We start from the raw sequence: 17,603 nt of genomic DNA on the forward strand, positions 1-17,603 counted from the left end.
TTAGTGGGGTTCCGCGATGCCCTGCACCCAGACGATGCCGATGTGGATGGCGATCAGCGCCGTCACCACGAACGGGAGCAGGAACACGTGGAGGATGTACATCCGTTGCAGCGTCGCCTGACTCAGCGAGAAGCCGCCGAAGAGCAGCTGGGCGATCCACTCGCCGATGAGCGGGATCGACAGCGACATCTCGACGCCGATCTGTCCCGCCCAGAAGGCGAGCTGGTCCCACGGCAGCAGGTAGCCGGTGTATCCGAACACCATCGTCAGGCTGATCAGGACGATGCCGATGAGCCAGTTCAGCTCGCGGGGCTCCTTGTACGCCCCGGTGAAGTACACCCGGAGCATGTGCAGGAACACCGCCGCGACCATCACCTGCGCCGCCCAGCGGTGGATCGACCGGAGCATAAACCCGAACTGGAGGTCGCGCATGATGAACGCGATGCTCTCGTAGGCGACGGTCCCCGCCGCTTCCGTTCCGGCGGCGGCCGACGGACTGTAGTAGAATCCCAACAGCGCCCCGCTTATCGCGGCGACGACGTACGCCAGCGTGGAGAACAGCCCCAGCGTGTACAGGGGGTACCAGTACCAGAACTTGTTGTCGAGGTTGTACTGCTCGGTGTGACTCTTCGGCATCTGGAGGTTGACCCGGTAGTAGAGGGTCTCCATCAGTTCCAGGTAGTCGACGATGCGGAGTCGCTTGTCGAGCCAGATGAGCGTCGTGAGGAAGGCCGACTCCACGGGAGTCAGATCCTTCTCTTTCATCCAGCCCTTGTGATCGTATTCGTCTTTCTTTTCGAGGCTCATTGTTATCGCTTGTAGTACGGGTAGATCGCGCGCTTGACGTGGTCCCAGGCGCCGTCAGCGAACGGCGTGCCGTCGACCTCGTCCTCGCGGATGTAGAGGTCCTCCCACTTGCGACGCCGCTTCTTGACGATCACGACGTCCGGCAGGAACTCCTTGCGGTACAGCGCGAGGATGAACGCCAGGTCGATGAAGATCACCGCCAGCACGGCGCCGAGGTACATGTTCCCCGTGTCGCTCAGGCCCCAGCCGGAGATGAGGCCGTACGTGAACAGGAACACGAAGACGACCTCGATGATCGTGAGCAGGACGATCGCGATTGCCGCGGCGGTGCTCTCGCGGGCCGGTTCGTAGCGGTGGATGTCGCCGTAGGTGCTTCCACTCGATGACATTGTCAGTTCCTCCCGGTGCCGGTGTGCGGTGATTCACCGTATTTCAGGATGTAGAACGTGAAGATGACCGTCACGAGGATCCCGAGGATCGTCGCCGCGCCGACCCAGTGGGCGTGGATCGGAACGCCGAGGTCGTGCAGTTCCTTCTCGCCGCCCCCGCCGCCGCCCGCTGGCTCGGGGTTCTCGACGACCTCGATCGTCGCTTCCATCCCGGCGCTCCGGTGCGGGTCGCAGTAGTACTCGTAGGTCCCCAGCGTCTCGAACGTGTGTGAGTACGTGAAGCCGGTGTTCTCGATCGATTCGTGACCGCCCCAGTTCGCGCCCTCGGGTTGGCTCTCGACGACGATGTTGTGGTTGTCCGAGTCCCAGACGAACTCGACGGTCGTCCCCGGAGCGATCTGTAACGGTTCCTCAGTCCCCGGTTCGTACACGAGCGAGCCGCCCGGCCCGACTGTCACCGTGACGGTCTCGCCGCTTCCGCCGCCACCCGAATCGCCTCCGGTACCGGTCCCCGTGCCAGTGCCGGTTCCGGTCCCGGTGCCGTTCTCGGTTCCAGTTCCGGTTGCCGTGCCGGTGGCTGTCCCGCCCGACGTCTCCGTCTCCTGAGCGGCGCCGAGTCCGGCGGTGGCAGAGGCCGTCGTGGCAGCAGCAGGGACGCTTGCTGCTCGCAGAAAGTCCCGCCTCTTCATACAGGCTGACGTCAGGATGGAACGCGCTTAAACCCACCGACTCCCCCGCCAGCGGACGCTACGTGTCGACTTCCTCGTCTCCGGTTCCGCCCGTCTGTGACGACCGAGCGTCGTCGTCCGATGAGTCGTCCGGGGGGGCGACGTCGCTCGCTTCGGTTCCGTCCCCGGCGTCGTCGACGACGCCCGCTGCCGGTTTCCGGTCCGCGGCTCCGTCCGGACGGGGCGCGTCGGCGGCTTCGAGCGCCCGGAGCCGGTTGCGGAACTCCTCGGTCCGGAACCGGTCGGAGAGCCGGGCGTTCGCCACGACCAGGAAGAGGAAGAAACCGATCACGAGGAAGCCGAGGGCGGCGATCGGGGCGACGACCGTCGAGAGCGACGGGAGCGCGATCCAGGCGATCAGCAGGCCGAGACCGACGACGATCTGCGCCCCGGCGACGACCTGCAGCATCAGGTTCCCGAACTCGCCGCTGCCCTCGACGACCTCCTCCGGTTCCGGCAGCGACGCGTCCGCCGGCGCGTCCATCAGTTCGTAACTCTCCATCGAGCAGAGCGCGACGGTCGGCTTGACGTCGCGCAGAACGGTGCCCTCGCCTTCGACGCTCCCGTCGGCGTACACCACCGCGTAGCCCTCGTCGGAGTAGGCGACCACGTACTCTTCGCCGTCGCTGACGCGTTCGACGATCGCGAAGATCTCGCGGATCGCGACCCGCGCCTTCAGTTCGTGTTCCACCCGGTCGAGGAGTTCCTCGCCGACGATCCACGTCCCGGGATCGAAGGCGGCCTCCCACTCTTCGAGGCTCATCTCCGCCATGTCCTCGGGACCGAAGTCGTCGAAGTCGTAGGTCTCTTCGACCTCTCGGCGAAGCGCTTCGAGGTCGGCGGACTCGGAGTCCGGGGCGTCGGTCGCGGTCGCCGACTCCGAGTGGGCCGCCCCGCCCGCCGGGTCGGCAGCGTCGGCCGCGTCGTCGGCATCGCCCGGGTCCGCGCGGCGGTCCACCGCGTTCGGCTCCTCCGAGGACTCGGTCATTTCCAGGGAGTTGGAGTGGCACACTCCTTAGGGTAACGGTTCTTCGGAGCCATCGATCCTGACGCGACGCGCTGCTGCGAGAACGTCGGGCGTGACCGGCAGAGATCGACGTGACCGGCAGAGATCGGACGCGACCGGGGGAAGTCGGACACTTTACCCGTCGGAGGTCCGAACCACCGGCGATGGTATCCGATTCGACCATCGCGACGGTCGCCGCGCTGATGGTCACCTCGAGCCTGCCGTTCTACCTCTACGGGGCGTGGATCATGATCGACGCCGAGACGGTCAGTTGGGACGTCCTCGTCTATCACCTGAAGTTCATCGTCCCCGGACTCGTGCTCAACACGATCCCGGTCGTGACGTGGATGCTCCCGCGGCTGCTCGATCAACTCGGCGGCGTGATCGTCCTCCACGCGATCCTCGGACTGCAGGCGTACGCGCTCTTGGTGCTCGCGCTGACCGGCATCGTCCGCATCCTCCAGGTCAAACGCGACGCCGACCTCTATGAGAACCCCGAGCAGGACGTCGACCTCGACGACCTCCACCCGGACATGGGCGCCTGGCGGGGACGGCTCCGCGTCGGCGTCTTCGGCTACGTCATCTTCTGGTTCCTCGCGTGGCTGCTCGGGCTGTATCAGTATCTCGGCCGGTACGTGCTCGGATGAGGCGATGGGGCCGTCGGGTGGCGCTAGCCGTCAGCCCCAGGCCTCGCCCGACGCGAGGTCGACGTCGCCGTCGAGTTTCGAGGACGGACAGACGTCTTCGAGCACGCACGCCTCGCAGTCGGGGTTGCGCGCGGTGCACACCGCCCGGCCGTGGCTGATGAACAGGTGCGTGAACTGCTGCCAGTCCGATTCGGGCACGAGTTCCATCAGCTCGCGTTCGATCTTCGTCGGCGACTCCTCCTCGGCGATGCCGAGTCGTCGCGCGATCCGCTGGACGTGCGTGTCGACGACGATGCCCTCGACGACGTCGTGGCCGTGCTGGAGGACGACGTTCGCGGTCTTGCGGCCGACCCCCGAGAGGTCCGTGAGCTCGGCCATCGTGTCCGGCACCTCGCCGTCGTGTTCGTCGCGAAGCGTCTCGCCGATCGACTTCAGGTAGCCGGCCTTGTTGTTGTGGAACGTGATCCCGTAGATGTCCTCGGCGAGTTGCTCCTCGTCGGCCTCGGCGTAGTCCTCGGCGCTCCGGTACTTCTCGAACAGCTCCTCGGTCACCTCGTTGACTCGCTCGTCGGTGCACTGCGCAGAGAGCACGACCGCGACGAGCAGTTCCAGCCGGTTCGAGAAGTTCAGCGAGATGGTCGAGTCGGGGTACTCCTCGTAGAGCCTGTCCAGAACCTCCGCGGCCTGTGCTTCGCGATCGGAACGCGGCGTGCCCATACGCGGAGGTCGTGGCCGTCGGTGTTGACACTGTCGACCGCGGCGACGGTGTCGAACTTCCGACTCCGAGCACACGCGGCGGCGGACTCGGATCCGGCGATGTCAGTCGTCGGCGCTCGACTCGATCGCCGCGAGCGACGCGTCGGCGACGCGGTCGACCGACGAGCGGTTGCTCGTCGGGTCCTTCTCGACGGTCACGAGGTCGTCCGCGGCGGCGACGAGGTCGTCGTCGTGGCTCACGATGAGGATCTGTGCGACCCCGAGGCGGCGCATCTCCTCGACGAGGTCGACGAGCCGTGAGACGTGCCCCGAATCCAGGAACACCGTCGGCTCGTCGAGGATGAGCGGGGGCATCGGCGCGGACCCCTCGATCCCCTCCGCGAGGAGCCGGTAGATCGCACACCGCAGCGAGAGGTTGAACAGCGCGCGCTCGCCGCCGGAGAGCTGTTCGGGATCGAGCGCGGTGCCGTCCTTCTGGAAGACCGTCAGTTCGTACTCGTCGTCGAGGCGGATCCGCGAGTAGGCGTCGTTGCCGTAGACGAGGTCGAACGTCTCGTTGAGCATCCGTTCGAGCGTCTCGACGTTCCGCCGTCGGAGCTCCGCGCGGAGGGAACTGTACGTCGATTCGAGCGTCGAGATCTCCTCGTGCAGGGAGTCGAGGTCCGCGACCCGCTCGGCGAGTCGGTCCCGGTCTTCCCGCAGCGATTCGAGCTCCGAGAGCTCGCTTTTGACGCCGCCGATGTCGTTCTGGAGGGCGTCGCGCTTCTCGCGGAGTTCGGCGAGTTTCTCGGCGACGTTCTCCAGGTACGCTTCGGCCTCGGCCCTGTTCTCCTTCGCCGTCTCGATGCGCTCCTCGTCGACCGCCTCGGCGAGTTCCTCGCGCCGCTCGCGCTTCTCCTGGAGGTACTCGCGGCGTTCGTCGTTCCGCTCCGCGATCGACTCGCGGCGCTCTCGGAGCCGGTCGATCTCGGACTCCGCCTTGTCGATCTCCGAGTGCAGCGTCTCGACCCGGTCGAGTCGCTCGCGTGCCGCCTCGACGGCGTCGAGTTCGTCTTCGAGCGCGGCGACTCGCTCTGCGGCCTCCTCGGCCGCCTCCGACTGCGCCGCCGCGGCCTCGCGCTTCTCTTCGGCCTGATCGTCGAACTCGGCCGCCTGCTCGCGGAGCGATTCGGCCTCCGCGCGGCGTTCGCTGGCGGTTTCCCGGGCGTCCTCGATGCTGCTCTCGATCAGCGATCGCTTCTCCCGGAGGTTCCCAAGGCGCGTCTCCGCCTCGGCCAGCGACTCGGCCGTCTCCAGGTCCGCTTCGAGTTCGCTCTCCGCCTCGCGGAGGTCGTCGAGGTCGGCTTCGAGCGTCTCGACCTCCGCTTCGTGTTCACCGATGGCGTCGACGTGCGGTGAGTCCTCGACCGGCTGGCCGCACTCCGGGCACTTGCCCTCCTCGCGCAGCGTTTCGGCCTCTTCGAGTCGGTCGCGGGCCGACGCCAGCTCCGCCTGCGTGGTCGCGATCCGCTCGCGCGCCTCCCTGAGCGCCTCCTGTATCGACTCGCGGTGGTCGCTCGCCTCGCCGACGTCGACGGGTGCCCCGTCGAACCGCTCGCGGAGCGCTTCGATCTCGTCGTCGACGTCGTCCAGTTCCGCTTCCCGCTCGTCGACGCGGGCTTCGGCGTCCGCGGCGGTCGACTCGGCCTCGTCGGCGCGTTCTCGCGCGTCGTCGGTACGCTCTCGGAACTCCTCGGCGCGTTCTGCCAGCTTCTCGGCCTGGTTCGACAGCATCGTCTCGCGCTGTCGGGCCTCCCGTAGCTCTTCGCGGACCGTCTCCTCCTCCGCGTCGAGCGCCTGCCGCCGGTCCTCGATCGCCTCGGCGTCGACGTCGCCGGCGTCGAGAGGTCCCTCAGACGCCGACGCGTCGCTCGCGACCTCGTCGAGACCGGTCTCCGCGACCGCGGCGTCGAGATCGGACTCCAGCTCGTCGATCCGATCGCGGGCCTCGACGATCTCGTCTCGGAGGTCCTCGCGCTCGGATTCGTCCGCCCGGATCGTCTCGCGGAGGTCCGCGATGTCGTCGTCGAGGTCGTCGAGTCTCGCCTTCGTCTCCTCGTAGGCCTCGATGACTTCCTCGGCGTCGGCGAGCGTCTCCTCGGCGCGCGCCTCGTTCTCCTCGAAGCGCTCGATCTCGGAATCGACCTCGGAAAGCTCCGTCTCCAGATCGTTCAGCCGCGCGTGGAGGTTCGCGTCCTCCTTGGCCTCGATCTGCGCGTCGAGCTTCGAGAGCGCGCCCTGCTTCTCCGAGCGGACGTCCTCGACGCCGAGGCGCGCCTGAGCGGCCCGCTCGCGGTACTCCTCTAGCTTCCCCAACTGGAGGAGGTCGTCGATGGTGTCCTGCCGCTCGGTCGGCGTCGCGTTGATGAGCTTGTTCACCTCGCCCTGGCGGACGTACGCGCAGTTGACGAACGCCTCCGCGTCCATCCGGAGGAGGTCGGTGACGAACGCCCGGACGTCGGTCGCGCCGTCGACCGCGACGTCGGGGCCTTCGAGCGTGCAGGTCGTCGTGCTCATTCTGTCGCCGGAGCGCCGCAGTTCGCGCGTGATCTGGTACGTCTCGCCCGCGTGGGCGAACCGCAGCGACACCTCGGCCTCGTCCTCGCCGGTCGTCACCACGTCGTCGAGCGTCTCGTCGAGCGCGCGAGCGCCGTACAGCGCGAAGAAGCAGGCTTCGAGCAGCGAGGACTTGCCGCTGCCGTTCAGTCCGTGGATGACGGTGACGCCGTCGCGGAGATCGAGATCCGCGTCCGCGTACGGCTTGAAGTTCCGCAGCCGGATTCGCTCGAAGCGCATCTAGAAGTCCCCCATCGTGACTTGCCCGTCGGTGGTCCCCGCGTCTCCCGTCGAGTCGTCGCCGACGTCATCGGTCCCGGCGGTGTCGTCGCTGTCGCCGGTATCGTCGGCGCCAACATCGCCGACGTCGACATCGCCGGCGGCGGCACCATCGACGCTCTCGGTGTCGTCGCCGAACTCGTCGTCTTCGGTGTCGTCGTCCACATCATCCTCGATGCCGTCGTCAACGTCGTCGTCCTCGGTGCCGTCATCTATGTCGCCCTCGGTATCGTCGGCGTCCGAAGCGTCGGGCGCCGGTGAGAACGCGTCGCGGTCGGTTTCTAAGAGGTCCGACACCCGCTCTTCGACGGCCTCGCGGACGTTCGAGTCGGCGGTCTTGCTCGCGCGGATCGTCTCGTCGACGTCGAGGGCGGCCGAGGAGAGTCCCAGCTCGCGGACGCGTTCCTCGACGGCGTCGTCGGGGTCGGCGAAGGAGACGTCGAACTCGGCGTCGGTCTCCTGCTCGCGGCGGTCGGTGACGCGGGCGACGAGCGCCCCGCGCTCCGTGAGCGACTCCTCGATCGACGCGGGCGTCACCGGGTCGCCCCCGCCGGTTACTTCGACGACGACGACGGCGCCCTCGACGTCGCGCTGGCGGAGTTGCTCGTGGACCCGTTCTGCGCCCTCGCTCTCGGCCAGTTCGACCGAGACGAAGACGAACGGGCGCGTGTCGAGCGTCCGCCGTCGGATGTCGACGGGGGGAAGGTCGCCGTCGGCGGCCTGTGGGGGTTCGCCCTCCGCACCGTCACCGGTGCCGCCGAACGTCACGAGGTTGTACCCGCGCGCGTCCTCCTCGGCGGCGCTGGCGCGCTCGGTCGACCCGCAGTAGGTCACCCACGCCCCGTCGACGGTCTCGATGCCGGGGGCGTGGTTGTCGCCGAGGAGCACCGCGTCGAAGTCGACGTTCGACTCCGCCAGAACGGTCTCGGTCTCCCAGTCGGCGTGGGCGAAGGGGGTGAAGAGTCCGTGGCTCACGAGCGCGGCGTGGGCGGCGTCGTGCGGTTCGAAGTCGTAGTCGAGGTCGGCCCGCCGTGACTTCGGCACGTGGTCGAGCCCGTAAAACGCCGTGTCGCCGACGGTCCGGGGCTCCGCGCCGAGGCGCTCGCCGAGCCCCAGGTTCTCGAAGAGGTCGAGCCACTGGCCGCCGCGGGTCGACTCGTGGTTACCGACGACCGCGAGAAACGGGATGTTCGCCTCGCTGAGCCGGCGGAGGACCCGGATCGTCCCCAGCAGGTCCCGGAGCTCCGGCCGCCGGTCGTGGAACAGGTCGCCCGCGTGGACGACGGCGTCGACGTCGGCCGAGACGGCGTCGTCGATCACCTGCTCGAACGCGTCGAGGAAGTCCTCGCGGCGCGCCGGCGAGTGATACTGCTGGTACCCGAGGTGGGTGTCGCCGGTGTGAATCACCCGTGTCATCTGCCCGGACGTTGAGCGCAGCGTCCTAAAACCGTTCCGCGAGCGGAGCGGAAGTGGTCGCATCGCCAGTGGTCGCGGCGCCAGTGGTTGCGTTTCCGGTGGCGCCGAGCCGCGGGGTGGTGGTGTCGCCCGCTCACAGTCGGGCTGTACCGATCGCGACAGCGTCGGTGCCTCGTCCGGATGGCTCGGCTTCGGGATCACCTCCGGAGGGCTCGGCCTCAGGGCCACCTCCGGATGGCCCGATTTCGGAATCACGTCCGGACACCGCGGTGTCGAGGTCGCGGAGGATCGCGCGCGCCCGACGTCCCCGCCGTGCCACCTGCTCGTGGCCGCAGCGTTCCGCCGTCGTGACCGCGTCCCCGAGCGTCGCGAGTCGGCCGTCGAGCAGAAACGCCGACGCGGCCGCCGCACACGAGACGGCCCGCTCGGCGTCTTCGACGACCGCTCGGAGACGCTCGGGGTCGTGGCGGGCGCTCGCGGGGTCGGGCGACGGTCCGCGCGGTGCGGATCCCTCGGCGAGCGCTCGGAGCGAGCGGCGGACCGATTCGGGGGACGGTTCGGAGGCGGCGGACTGACAGTCGGTCACGGCGGCAGTGGTCCCGCCATCGTACTTGAACCTCGGGGCGCGGAGCGACCGCGGGACGTCCCTACAGATCGAGGGTGTACAGCCGCTTTCTGGCGTCGGTGAACGAGAACCGCGAGTCGACGACGCCGGCGTCTTCGAGGCGGGAGATCGCGTATCGGACGGTCCGGGGCGGAAGGAGCGTCTCCTCGGCGAGTTGGCTCTGCGTCAGCGTCTCGTTGTAGTCGAGGACCTTCGCGACGAGTTTCGCACTCGGGGGCATCTCGCGGACCGGGTCCCAGCGGTCGGTCGACTCCTCTTCGGGCGCGAGTGCCTGGGTAGCGCTCATATGTATCTCCCACTGTGAGATGTAAGGTGATAATATTTACTGTATCGATATATTACCTATAGGAATTATTCGGGTGAAAGGAGTCGGCGTCGTACCGTCGGGTCGGAGGCGTTCCTCGTTCACCGCTACCGTTTCACGCACCCGAAGTCTCTTATGAAGCCGCGACCTACGGAGGGTGATGACTGACACTGTGGACGACGTCGAGCTCCCGTACGACGAGGAGGCGGCGTCGCAGCAGGAGAAGATCCAAGCGCTCAGAGAGCGTCTGGATATTCTCGAGTCCCAAAACGAGGAGATGCGGGACAAACTTCTGGACGCGAACGCCGAAAACAACAAGTACCAGCAGAAGCTCGAGCGGCTGACCCACGAGAACAAGAAGCTCAAGCAGTCGCCGCTGTTCGTCGCGACGGTGCAGGAACTCACCGACGACGGCGTCGTGATCAAACAGCACGGCAACAACCAGGAGGCGCTCACCGAAGTGACAGACGAGATGCGCGAGGACCTCGAACCGGACGCGCGCGTCGCGGTCAACAACTCGCTGTCGGTGGTCAAGCGCCTCGACAACGAGACCGACGTCCGCGCCCGGGTGATGCAGGTCGATCACAGTCCGGACGTGACCTATCAAGACATCGGCGGCCTCGAAGAGCAGATGCAGGAGGTCCGAGAGACCGTCGAGATGCCGCTCGACTCTCCCGAGATGTTCGAGAAGGTGGGGATCCAGCCGCCGTCGGGCGTCCTCCTGTATGGGCCCCCGGGGACGGGTAAGACGATGCTCGCGAAGGCCGTCGCCAACGAGACCGACGCCACCTTCATCAAGATGGCCGGCTCCGAACTCGTCCACAAGTTCATCGGCGAGGGCGCGAAGCTCGTTCGCGACCTCTTCGAGGTCGCCCGCGAGAACGAGCCGGCGGTCCTCTTCATCGACGAGATCGACGCCATCGCCTCCAAGCGGACGGACTCGAAGACCTCCGGCGACGCCGAGGTCCAGCGGACGATGATGCAGCTCCTCTCGGAGATGGACGGCTTCGACGAGCGCGGCGACGTCCGCATCATCGCCGCGACGAACCGCTTCGACATGCTCGACGAGGCCATCCTCCGCCCCGGCCGCTTCGACCGCCTCATCGAGGTCCCCAAGCCCGGCCACGAGGGCCGTGCGATCATCTTCAAGATCCACACCCGCGACATGAACGTCGCCGACGACGTCGACTTCGAGCAGTTGGCCGAACTGACCGACGACGCCTCCGGCGCCGACATCAAGGCGATCTGTACGGAAGCCGGGATGTTCGCCATCCGCGACGACCGCACCGAGATCGCGATGGCGGACTTCGTCGAGGCCTGGGAGAAGATCCAGGCCGAGACCGTCGACGAGGGAACCGCGAGCCGCGCGTTCGCCTGATCGGCGCTCTACGCGTTTTTTCTACTTCGAACCGGTTTCGCCTTCGCCGCCGACGCGAAGCGCCGCGACGGCGCGCTCGGTCACGTCAGTCGCGTCGTACCCACGCTCGCCGTGTACCCTGGCCTCGACGAGCAGGCCGGCCGCGCGGAACTCCGCGAGCAGGCCGTGCAGATCGGACTCACAGAGGTCGTACGCGTCGAGCAGTTCCACCACCGAGAGCGGTCCGCGGTCCGCGAGTTCGACGAGCAGCCCCAGGGATCGCTCGTCGTGTGCGGCGGAGACGACCCGACGAACCGGGCCGGGAATCCCGCTCGCGGCGACCGAGAGCGTCGGCTCGCCGTCGTCTTCGAACCGCAACCGCTCGTTCGGGAGGTAGCGCTCCGCGCCGGTTTCGGGGTCGCGAACGAGGCTCGAATCCGACGAGCGCTTCACGAGGAGGAACCGGTTGCCGTCGGCGTCGCGGACGGTCTGCATAGCCGTGGGGAGGACCGACTGGCGCTTATGGGTTGTGTTGAGCCGTCGTCCGTTGGGCCCGACCGGACGCGCTTCGGCCGGAGCGGTGCCTCGTTATTTATTGTCGGCCGACTCCCCGCCGCCATCGACCGTTTCGCCGTCGCCGTCGGCGACCTCCTCCTTGTAGGTCCGATAGAGGTCGTACGTCCGGTAGAGCGCGAACAGACCGACCGCGATGGCACCGCCGCCCCACCCCCACTGACCCCGGAAGGCGACGAGCAGGAGGCCGATGCTGATCCCCGCGAGCGCGACGTTCGCGTAGACGACGGTGGCCCAGAAGAACTTCGCGAGGTCGCCGTCGACCTCGACGCCCGCGTCCGCCTCGTCGGCGTCCTCGCCGGGGATCTCGACCGCGGGGACCGAGACGAGGTCGTCCTCGGGCGCGCCCCAGCGCGCCTCGGGATCCGGCTCCTCGGGTTCGTCGGGCCACTCGTCGAAGTCACTCGGCACGCCCGAAGGGAGGGCCGGCGGTCGCAAAAGCGGTTCGTTCCGCCGGGCCCGGGCGCTGTCGGGTAGCGGACGTCGAAAACGCGGTACCGATCCGTCGAACGTACGTCCGACGGTGCTATCGTAGCGTTTGCAAGTCGTCGCTCACACGATCGCACGACGGCGCGCGAGCGGCTGTGCAATCAGTTGCGAACGCTGCGATAACTGTGCTCGGCGAGTATCAGCAGTGCTCCGTGAGCGTCACCGTCCGGGAGGCTTCGACCCACGCGAGCGGGTTCTCCGGATCGTAGAACACGACCCCGCCGTCGACGTCGTAGGACTCGACCTCCGCGAGTCCGCTCGCTTCGCCCACCCGCGCCGGCGCGGCTGGCGACCGATCCGTCCGCTCGGAGTCTGCAGGGTCGACCATCGTGAATCGTGGTAGGGTGTACCACAGTATAGGTCTTGTGCTCGTGTCAATACGTCCCCGAACGATTCGGCACTCCCGTACGGACGGGCCGAACGGAGCCGGTCGGGTACAATGCCGAAGTTTTTACTCGGGTATGCCGAAAGCGACGCTATGAAACAGGCAGGGCTCACGGACAACTGGAGCGGCGGCGGGGACGACGCCGCCGAGGGCTCCCGGCCCGACGAGGAGGCGGTCGCCGTCGCCGGCAACGGCAGCCAGCACGTCTCCGAGGTCGTCGACGCCGAGGACATCCGCTTTCCCGACGCCGACGGCACGGTCGAGCTGATGGTGACGCAGGTGAACTACTCCATCGAGGGGAGCGGAAACAGCGAGTACCCCGTCCTCCACGTCTTCGGCCGGACCCGCGAGAACGAGGTCGAACACGTCCGCGTGCTCGGCTTCGAGCCCTACTTCTACGCGCCGACGGAGACGCTCGACGACGACAAACTCGACAGGGACGTCATCACGCGCACCGAGGACGGATTCGAGAGCATCCGCGGCGACGACCTCACGAAGATCTGCACCCGGACGCCGCGGGACGTCGGGCAGATCCGCGACGAGTTCGAACACTACGAGGCGGACATCCTCTTTCCGAACCGCCTGCTGATCGACAAGGACATCAAGAGCGGAATCCGCGTCCCCGAGCGTCGGCTCGGAGACGACGCTGACGGCAGCGGAGGAAGCGACGGTGGTGACGAGGGAACCGACGGGAACAGTACGATCCAGATCCCCCACGACGAGATCGAGCCCGTCGACGTCGAGGCGGACCTCCGCGTGAACACCTTCGACATCGAGGTCGACGACCGCTCGGGCTTCCCCGAGGAGGGCGAGGAGCCGATCGTCTGTCTCACGAGCCACGACTCCTACCGCGACGAGTACGTGGCGTGGCTCTACGACGCCCCCGAGGCGGGCGCGGGCGTCGACTCCCCCGACGACCTCGCCGACTACGAACCGCTCCGCGACGACACCGAAATCGACGTCCGTTCCTTCGAGCGCGAGGACGAGATGCTCGACGCGTTCGTGTCGTACATCGAAGAGACCGATAGCGATATTTTGACCGGCTGGAACTTCGAGGACTTCGACATGCCGTACCTCCTCGACCGGATGGAGGTACTGGACCCGACGTCGGAGTACGACCTCAGCCCCGAGCGCTTCTCCCGGATCGACGAGGTCTGGCGCAGCGGGTGGGGCGGCCCGAACGTGAAGGGCCGCGTCGTCTTCGACCTGCTGTACGCCTACAAGCGCACGCAGTTCTCCGAACTGGAGTCGTACCGCCTCGACGCCGTCGGCGAACTCGAACTCGACGTCGGCAAGGAGCGCTACGCGGGCGACATCGGCGACCTCTGGGAGCAGGAGCCCGAGCGACTGCTGGAGTACAACGTCCGCGACGTGGAACTCTGCGTCGAGATCGACCGCAAGCAGGACGTCATCGCCTTCTGGGACGAGGTACGGACGTTCGTCGGCTGCAAGTTAGAGGACGCGACGACGCCCGGCGACACCGTCGACGTGTACATCCTCCACGAGGCCCACGGCCGCTTCGCCCTCCCGTCGAAGGGCCAGGCCGACGCCGAGGACTACGAGGGCGGGGCCGTCTTCGATCCGATCACCGGGGTCAAAGAGAACGTGACGGTGCTCGACCTCAAGAGCCTCTATCCGATGTGCATGGTGACGATCAACGCGTCGCCGGAGACGAAGGTCGACCCCGACGAGTACGACGGCGAAACCTTTCAGGCCCCGAACGGGACGCACTTCCGGCGCGACCCGGACGGGATCATCCGCGAGATGATCGACGACCTGCTCGCAGAGCGCGAGGAGAAGAAGTCGCTGCGGAACGAGAACGATCCCAACACAGCGACCTACGAGCAGTACGATCGACAGCAGGCGGCTGTCAAGGTCATAATGAACTGCTTCACGCCGGATACGGACGTACTCACGCCCGACGGCGTCCGCAACATCCGTGATCTCGACGTCGGCGACGAGGTCTACTCGCTCGATCCGGAGACGATGCGGATGGAAGTGAAGCCGGTCGAGGAGACCCACGAGTACCCCGATTACAGGGGGGAACTCGTCGACATCCAGACCAGCAAGACCGACTTCCGCGTGACGCCGAACCACCGGATGCTGGTCAGAAAGAACTCGAAGAACGGCGCGACGTGGGACGACTTCCGATTCGTCGAAGCGGGCGACCTCGATTCGTCTTCGCACTACGAACTCCCGCACGAGTGGACGGTCGAACCCGGGGACCGAATCGACGAGGTCGACCTCACCGAACTGCTCGGCGAGGACGAGGAGTACGAGGTGTGGGTCCGCCCGTCCGTACACGGTCACACGTTCACCGCGGAACTGGGCTGGACGCCCCGACGCGTGCCGAAGGCGGACGTCGGACAGACCGGCTACGTGTTCACCGCCGAGGAGTTCGAGGAACACCGCGAGTACATCGAGTCCGTCTGCGAGACCAGTTTCGTCCACCGTGAATCGGGGAGGAAGTGGATCCCGCGGACGTACGACGGCGACGACTTCCTCGAACTCCTCGCGTGGTACGTCACCGAGGGTAACGTGTACACGTCCGAGGAAAAGCAGTTCGGCGAGAATCACCGGGGGTCGTCAACGACCGTCAAGATCGCACAGAACGCAGTCGCGGACGGCGGAGAGGCGGCGCGAGACGATCACGCGCGGATCGGTGAACTGCTCGACCGAATGGGCTTCGACTGCTACGTCGACGACCGAGCGTATCAGTTCACCTCGAAGCTTCTCGGGGGTCTGTTCGAACGTCTCTGCGGTGCGGACAGTTTCGAGAAACGGATCCCCGACCTCGTCTTCGACGCCGCCGAGGGGCAGAAGCGCCGCTTCCTCGACACGCTCGTCGCGGGCGACGGCGACCGACAGGTGAACTCGTGGCGGTACACGACGTCGAGCGAGCGGCTCCGCGACGACGTGCTTCGACTCTGTGCACACCTCGGAGAGACGGCGAGCTACAACCGCGACAGCGGGTCGTGGCGGATCTACTGCACCGAGGACGCGAAGAACTCGTTCCGGATGCACCGAAGCGGCGGGACGAGCACCGCGGACGAGGGTGCCTACTGCGTCACGGTCGCGGACAATCACACGCTTCTGGCTGGGCGGAACGGGAAATTCCAGTTCATCGGTCAATCACTGTACGGCGTTCTCGGCTGGGATCGCTTCCGGCTGTACGACAAGGAGATGGGCGCTGCCGTCACGGCAACGGGTCGTGACGTGATCGAGCACACCGCCGAGTCCGCGGGCGAACTTGGCAAGGAAGTGATATACGGGGACACTGACAGCGTTATGCTGGAACTCGGCGGCGACGTCTCCAAGGAAGAAGCCATAGAGCAGTCCTTCGAGTTGGAGGAGCACATCAACGACTCCTACGACGAGTTCGCCCTTCGGGAACTCGACGCGGCCCACCACCGCTTCCAGATCGAGTTCGAGAAGCTCTATCGCAGGTTCTTCCAGGCGGGCAAGAAGAAGCGCTACGCCGGCCACATCGTCTGGAAGGAGGGCAAGGACGTCGACGACATCGACATCACGGGCTTCGAGTACAAGCGCTCGGACATCGCGCCGATCACGAAGGAGGTGCAGAAGCGCGTCATCGAGATGATCGTCTACGGAGAGGACAACGAGACGATCGCCGACTACCTCAACGGGATCATCGAGGACTTCGAGACCGGCGAGGTCCCCGTCGAGGACATCGGCATTCCCGGCGGGATCGGGAAGCGTCTGGACGCCTACGACACCGCGACGGCGCAGGTCCGCGGCGCGAAGTACGCCAACGAGTTCCTGGGGACGAACTTCGGACGGGGGTCGAAGCCGAAGCGGCTCTACCTGCGGAAGGTCCACCCCTCGTGGTTCCGGAAGATGGAAGACGAGGAGGGCTTCGACCCGCAGCGGGACGCCCTCTACGGCGAGTTCAAGCGCGACCCCGACGTCATCTGCATCGAGTACGACGACCAGCTCCCCGAGGAGTTCGAGGTCGACTGGGACAAGATGCTGGAGAAGACCCTCAAGGGCCCGATCGCGCGCATCATCGAGGCACTCGGGATGTCGTGGGACGAGGTGAAATCCGGGCAGGAGCAGACCGGACTCGGCAGTTTCGTGTGACACTGAGTACTCTCACTTTTTATCGCCGAGCGCCATCCACGTTGCCCGCTCTCGACGGTGAGAGCCGAGAGTAATCGGTGTGAGTCGGCGCGACCCCGCCATGCGTCGACACGTCACGTATCCGAAACTGGTTTCGTAAAACGCAAATAATTTTTACCGACAGTAAAGCGACGAGTGGGGAATGCGTAACCATTATGGGTGCAAGAGCCCACTTTAGCGATACGAGGCAACGAAACAACGATGGCTACACTCGAAATCAAGAACCTCCACGCGAGCGTGGCGGAGGAAGGCGGCGAACAGATTCTTCGTGGCGTCGACCTGGAGGTCAACTCCGGGGAGATCCACGCCCTGATGGGACCGAACGGGTCGGGGAAGTCGACGACGGCGAAGATCATCGCCGGGCACCCCGCCTACGAGGTGACCGACGGAGAGATTCTCCTCCACCTCGAAGACGACGAGTTCGGCGACGACGTCGAGATCCCCGCGGACAAACGCACCTGGGACCTTCTGGACCTGGAGCCGAACGAGCGCGCGGCGCTCGGTATCTTCCTCGGCTTCCAGTACCCCGCGGAGATCGAGGGCGTCACGATGACGAACTTCCTGCGCACGGCGCTCAACGCCAAACTCGAAGAACGCGAGGAGCTCTTCGAGGAGGACGACGAAGCGGAGGCCGAGACCGACGACGAAGAGGGCTACGAGACCTCGCCGATGGAGGGCCCCGCCGACGAGGGCGAGATCGGCGTCGCCGAGTTCCAGAAGCTCCTCAAGGAGAAGATGGAGCTCCTGGACATGGACGAGAAGTTCATGCAGCGCTACCTCAACGCCGGGTTCTCCGGCGGCGAGAAGAAGCAGAACGAGGTGCTGCAGGCGGCCATCCTCGAACCGTCGATCGCCGTCCTCGACGAGATCGACTCGGGGCTGGACATCGACCGACTCCAGGACGTCTCCGAGGGGATCAACGCCCTCCGCGACGAGCAGGGCACGGGCATCCTCCAGATCACCCACTACCAGCGGATCCTCGAGTACGTCGAGCCCGATCACGTCCACGTGATGCTCGACGGCAAGATCGCGAAGAGCGGCGACGCATCGCTCGCCGAGGAGCTCGAAGACGAGGGCTACGACTGGGTCCGCGAGGAAGTCTACGAGACGGCGTAACTATGTTCAGTTACGCACAGCCTCATAAGC

16 protein-coding genes are annotated in these 17,603 nt (G+C 66.4%); 4 read left to right on the forward strand and 12 right to left on the reverse strand.

The window, feature by feature from the left end; all coding sequences use genetic code 11:
• Genes DV707_RS11685 through DV707_RS11700 form a run of 4 tightly spaced genes read right to left on the reverse strand, consistent with a single transcriptional unit; the run spans window position 1 to window position 2,912 of the window.
• Window positions 1-807, reverse strand: coding sequence for a cytochrome b (locus DV707_RS11685; RefSeq protein ID WP_103991534.1), 807 nt, complete (start codon window positions 805-807; stop codon window positions 1-3).
• Window positions 808-809: 2 nt separating this feature from the next.
• Entirely contained in the window at window positions 810-1,196 is a 387-nt protein-coding gene (locus DV707_RS11690) for a DUF7318 family protein (protein WP_103991533.1), read from the reverse strand.
• Window positions 1,197-1,198: 2 nt separating this feature from the next.
• On the reverse strand, window positions 1,199-1,885 hold the full coding sequence (locus DV707_RS11695; RefSeq protein WP_103991532.1) for a plastocyanin/azurin family copper-binding protein: 687 nt from the start codon (window positions 1,883-1,885) through the stop codon (window positions 1,199-1,201).
• A gap of 58 nt (window positions 1,886-1,943) precedes the next feature.
• Entirely contained in the window at window positions 1,944-2,912 is a 969-nt protein-coding gene (locus tag DV707_RS11700) for a DUF7319 domain-containing protein (RefSeq protein WP_103991531.1), read from the reverse strand.
• A gap of 182 nt (window positions 2,913-3,094) precedes the next feature.
• On the opposite strand from DV707_RS11700, the gene DV707_RS11705 reads away from it, so the two are divergent.
• Window positions 3,095-3,577, forward strand: a complete 483-nt coding sequence (locus DV707_RS11705; RefSeq protein WP_103991530.1) for a DUF7321 family protein — start codon at window positions 3,095-3,097, stop codon at window positions 3,575-3,577.
• Window positions 3,578-3,607: 30 nt separating this feature from the next.
• On the opposite strand, the gene nth is transcribed toward DV707_RS11705, so the two are convergent.
• The 5 genes from nth to DV707_RS11730 all read right to left on the reverse strand — a co-directional run bounded on the left by nth (window position 3,608) and on the right by DV707_RS11730 (window position 9,495).
• Window positions 3,608-4,294, reverse strand: a complete 687-nt coding sequence (gene nth / locus DV707_RS11710) for an endonuclease III (protein ID WP_103991529.1) — start codon at window positions 4,292-4,294, stop codon at window positions 3,608-3,610.
• A gap of 102 nt (window positions 4,295-4,396) precedes the next feature.
• Window positions 4,397-7,129 (reverse strand): DNA double-strand break repair ATPase Rad50, encoded by a 2,733-nt coding sequence (gene rad50, locus DV707_RS11715; RefSeq protein WP_103991528.1) that lies wholly within the window; start codon window positions 7,127-7,129, stop codon window positions 4,397-4,399.
• Window positions 7,130-8,584, reverse strand: a complete 1,455-nt coding sequence (gene mre11, locus DV707_RS11720; RefSeq protein ID WP_103991527.1) for a DNA double-strand break repair protein Mre11 — start codon at window positions 8,582-8,584, stop codon at window positions 7,130-7,132.
• A 133-nt stretch (window positions 8,585-8,717) separates the two neighbouring features.
• Window positions 8,718-9,170: a hypothetical protein gene (locus tag DV707_RS11725; protein ID WP_103991526.1), complete on the reverse strand. Its 453-nt coding sequence runs from the start codon at window positions 9,168-9,170 to the stop codon at window positions 8,718-8,720.
• Window positions 9,171-9,231: 61 nt separating this feature from the next.
• Window positions 9,232-9,495 (reverse strand): MarR family transcriptional regulator, encoded by a 264-nt coding sequence (locus DV707_RS11730; protein ID WP_103991525.1) that lies wholly within the window; start codon window positions 9,493-9,495, stop codon window positions 9,232-9,234.
• A 178-nt stretch (window positions 9,496-9,673) separates the two neighbouring features.
• On the opposite strand from DV707_RS11730, the gene pan1 reads away from it, so the two are divergent.
• Complete coding sequence (pan1, locus tag DV707_RS11735) at window positions 9,674-10,891, forward strand: proteasome-activating nucleotidase Pan1 (protein WP_103991524.1); 1,218 nt, start codon at window positions 9,674-9,676, stop codon at window positions 10,889-10,891.
• 21 nt (window positions 10,892-10,912) lie between these two features.
• Here the strand turns inward: pan1 and DV707_RS11740 are convergent, their stop codons facing one another.
• The 3 genes from DV707_RS11740 to DV707_RS11750 all read right to left on the reverse strand — a co-directional run bounded on the left by DV707_RS11740 (window position 10,913) and on the right by DV707_RS11750 (window position 12,260).
• Window positions 10,913-11,365, reverse strand: a complete 453-nt coding sequence (locus tag DV707_RS11740; RefSeq protein ID WP_103991523.1) for a DUF7346 family protein — start codon at window positions 11,363-11,365, stop codon at window positions 10,913-10,915.
• Between the two features lie 93 nt (window positions 11,366-11,458).
• Window positions 11,459-11,854, reverse strand: a complete 396-nt coding sequence (locus DV707_RS11745) for a DUF7322 domain-containing protein (protein ID WP_103991522.1) — start codon at window positions 11,852-11,854, stop codon at window positions 11,459-11,461.
• A gap of 217 nt (window positions 11,855-12,071) precedes the next feature.
• Window positions 12,072-12,260: a DUF7331 family protein gene (locus tag DV707_RS11750; protein ID WP_103991521.1), complete on the reverse strand. Its 189-nt coding sequence runs from the start codon at window positions 12,258-12,260 to the stop codon at window positions 12,072-12,074.
• A gap of 150 nt (window positions 12,261-12,410) precedes the next feature.
• Here DV707_RS11750 and DV707_RS11755 point away from each other — a divergent pair, with 150 nt between their 5' ends.
• Window positions 12,411-16,418: a DNA polymerase domain-containing protein gene (locus DV707_RS11755; protein ID WP_103991520.1), complete on the forward strand. Its 4,008-nt coding sequence runs from the start codon at window positions 12,411-12,413 to the stop codon at window positions 16,416-16,418.
• 240 nt (window positions 16,419-16,658) lie between these two features.
• Window positions 16,659-17,573 carry an ABC transporter ATP-binding protein gene (locus DV707_RS11760; protein WP_103991519.1) on the forward strand — a complete coding sequence of 305 codons (915 nt, stop codon included), beginning with the start codon at window positions 16,659-16,661 and terminating at the stop codon, window positions 17,571-17,573.
• The last annotated feature ends 30 nt before the right edge of the window (window positions 17,574-17,603 follow it).

The sequence above is a fragment of the Halobellus limi genome, from assembly GCF_004799685.1.
In the GTDB taxonomy this organism is placed as follows: Archaea; Halobacteriota; Halobacteria; order Halobacteriales; family Haloferacaceae; genus Haloquadratum; species Haloquadratum limi.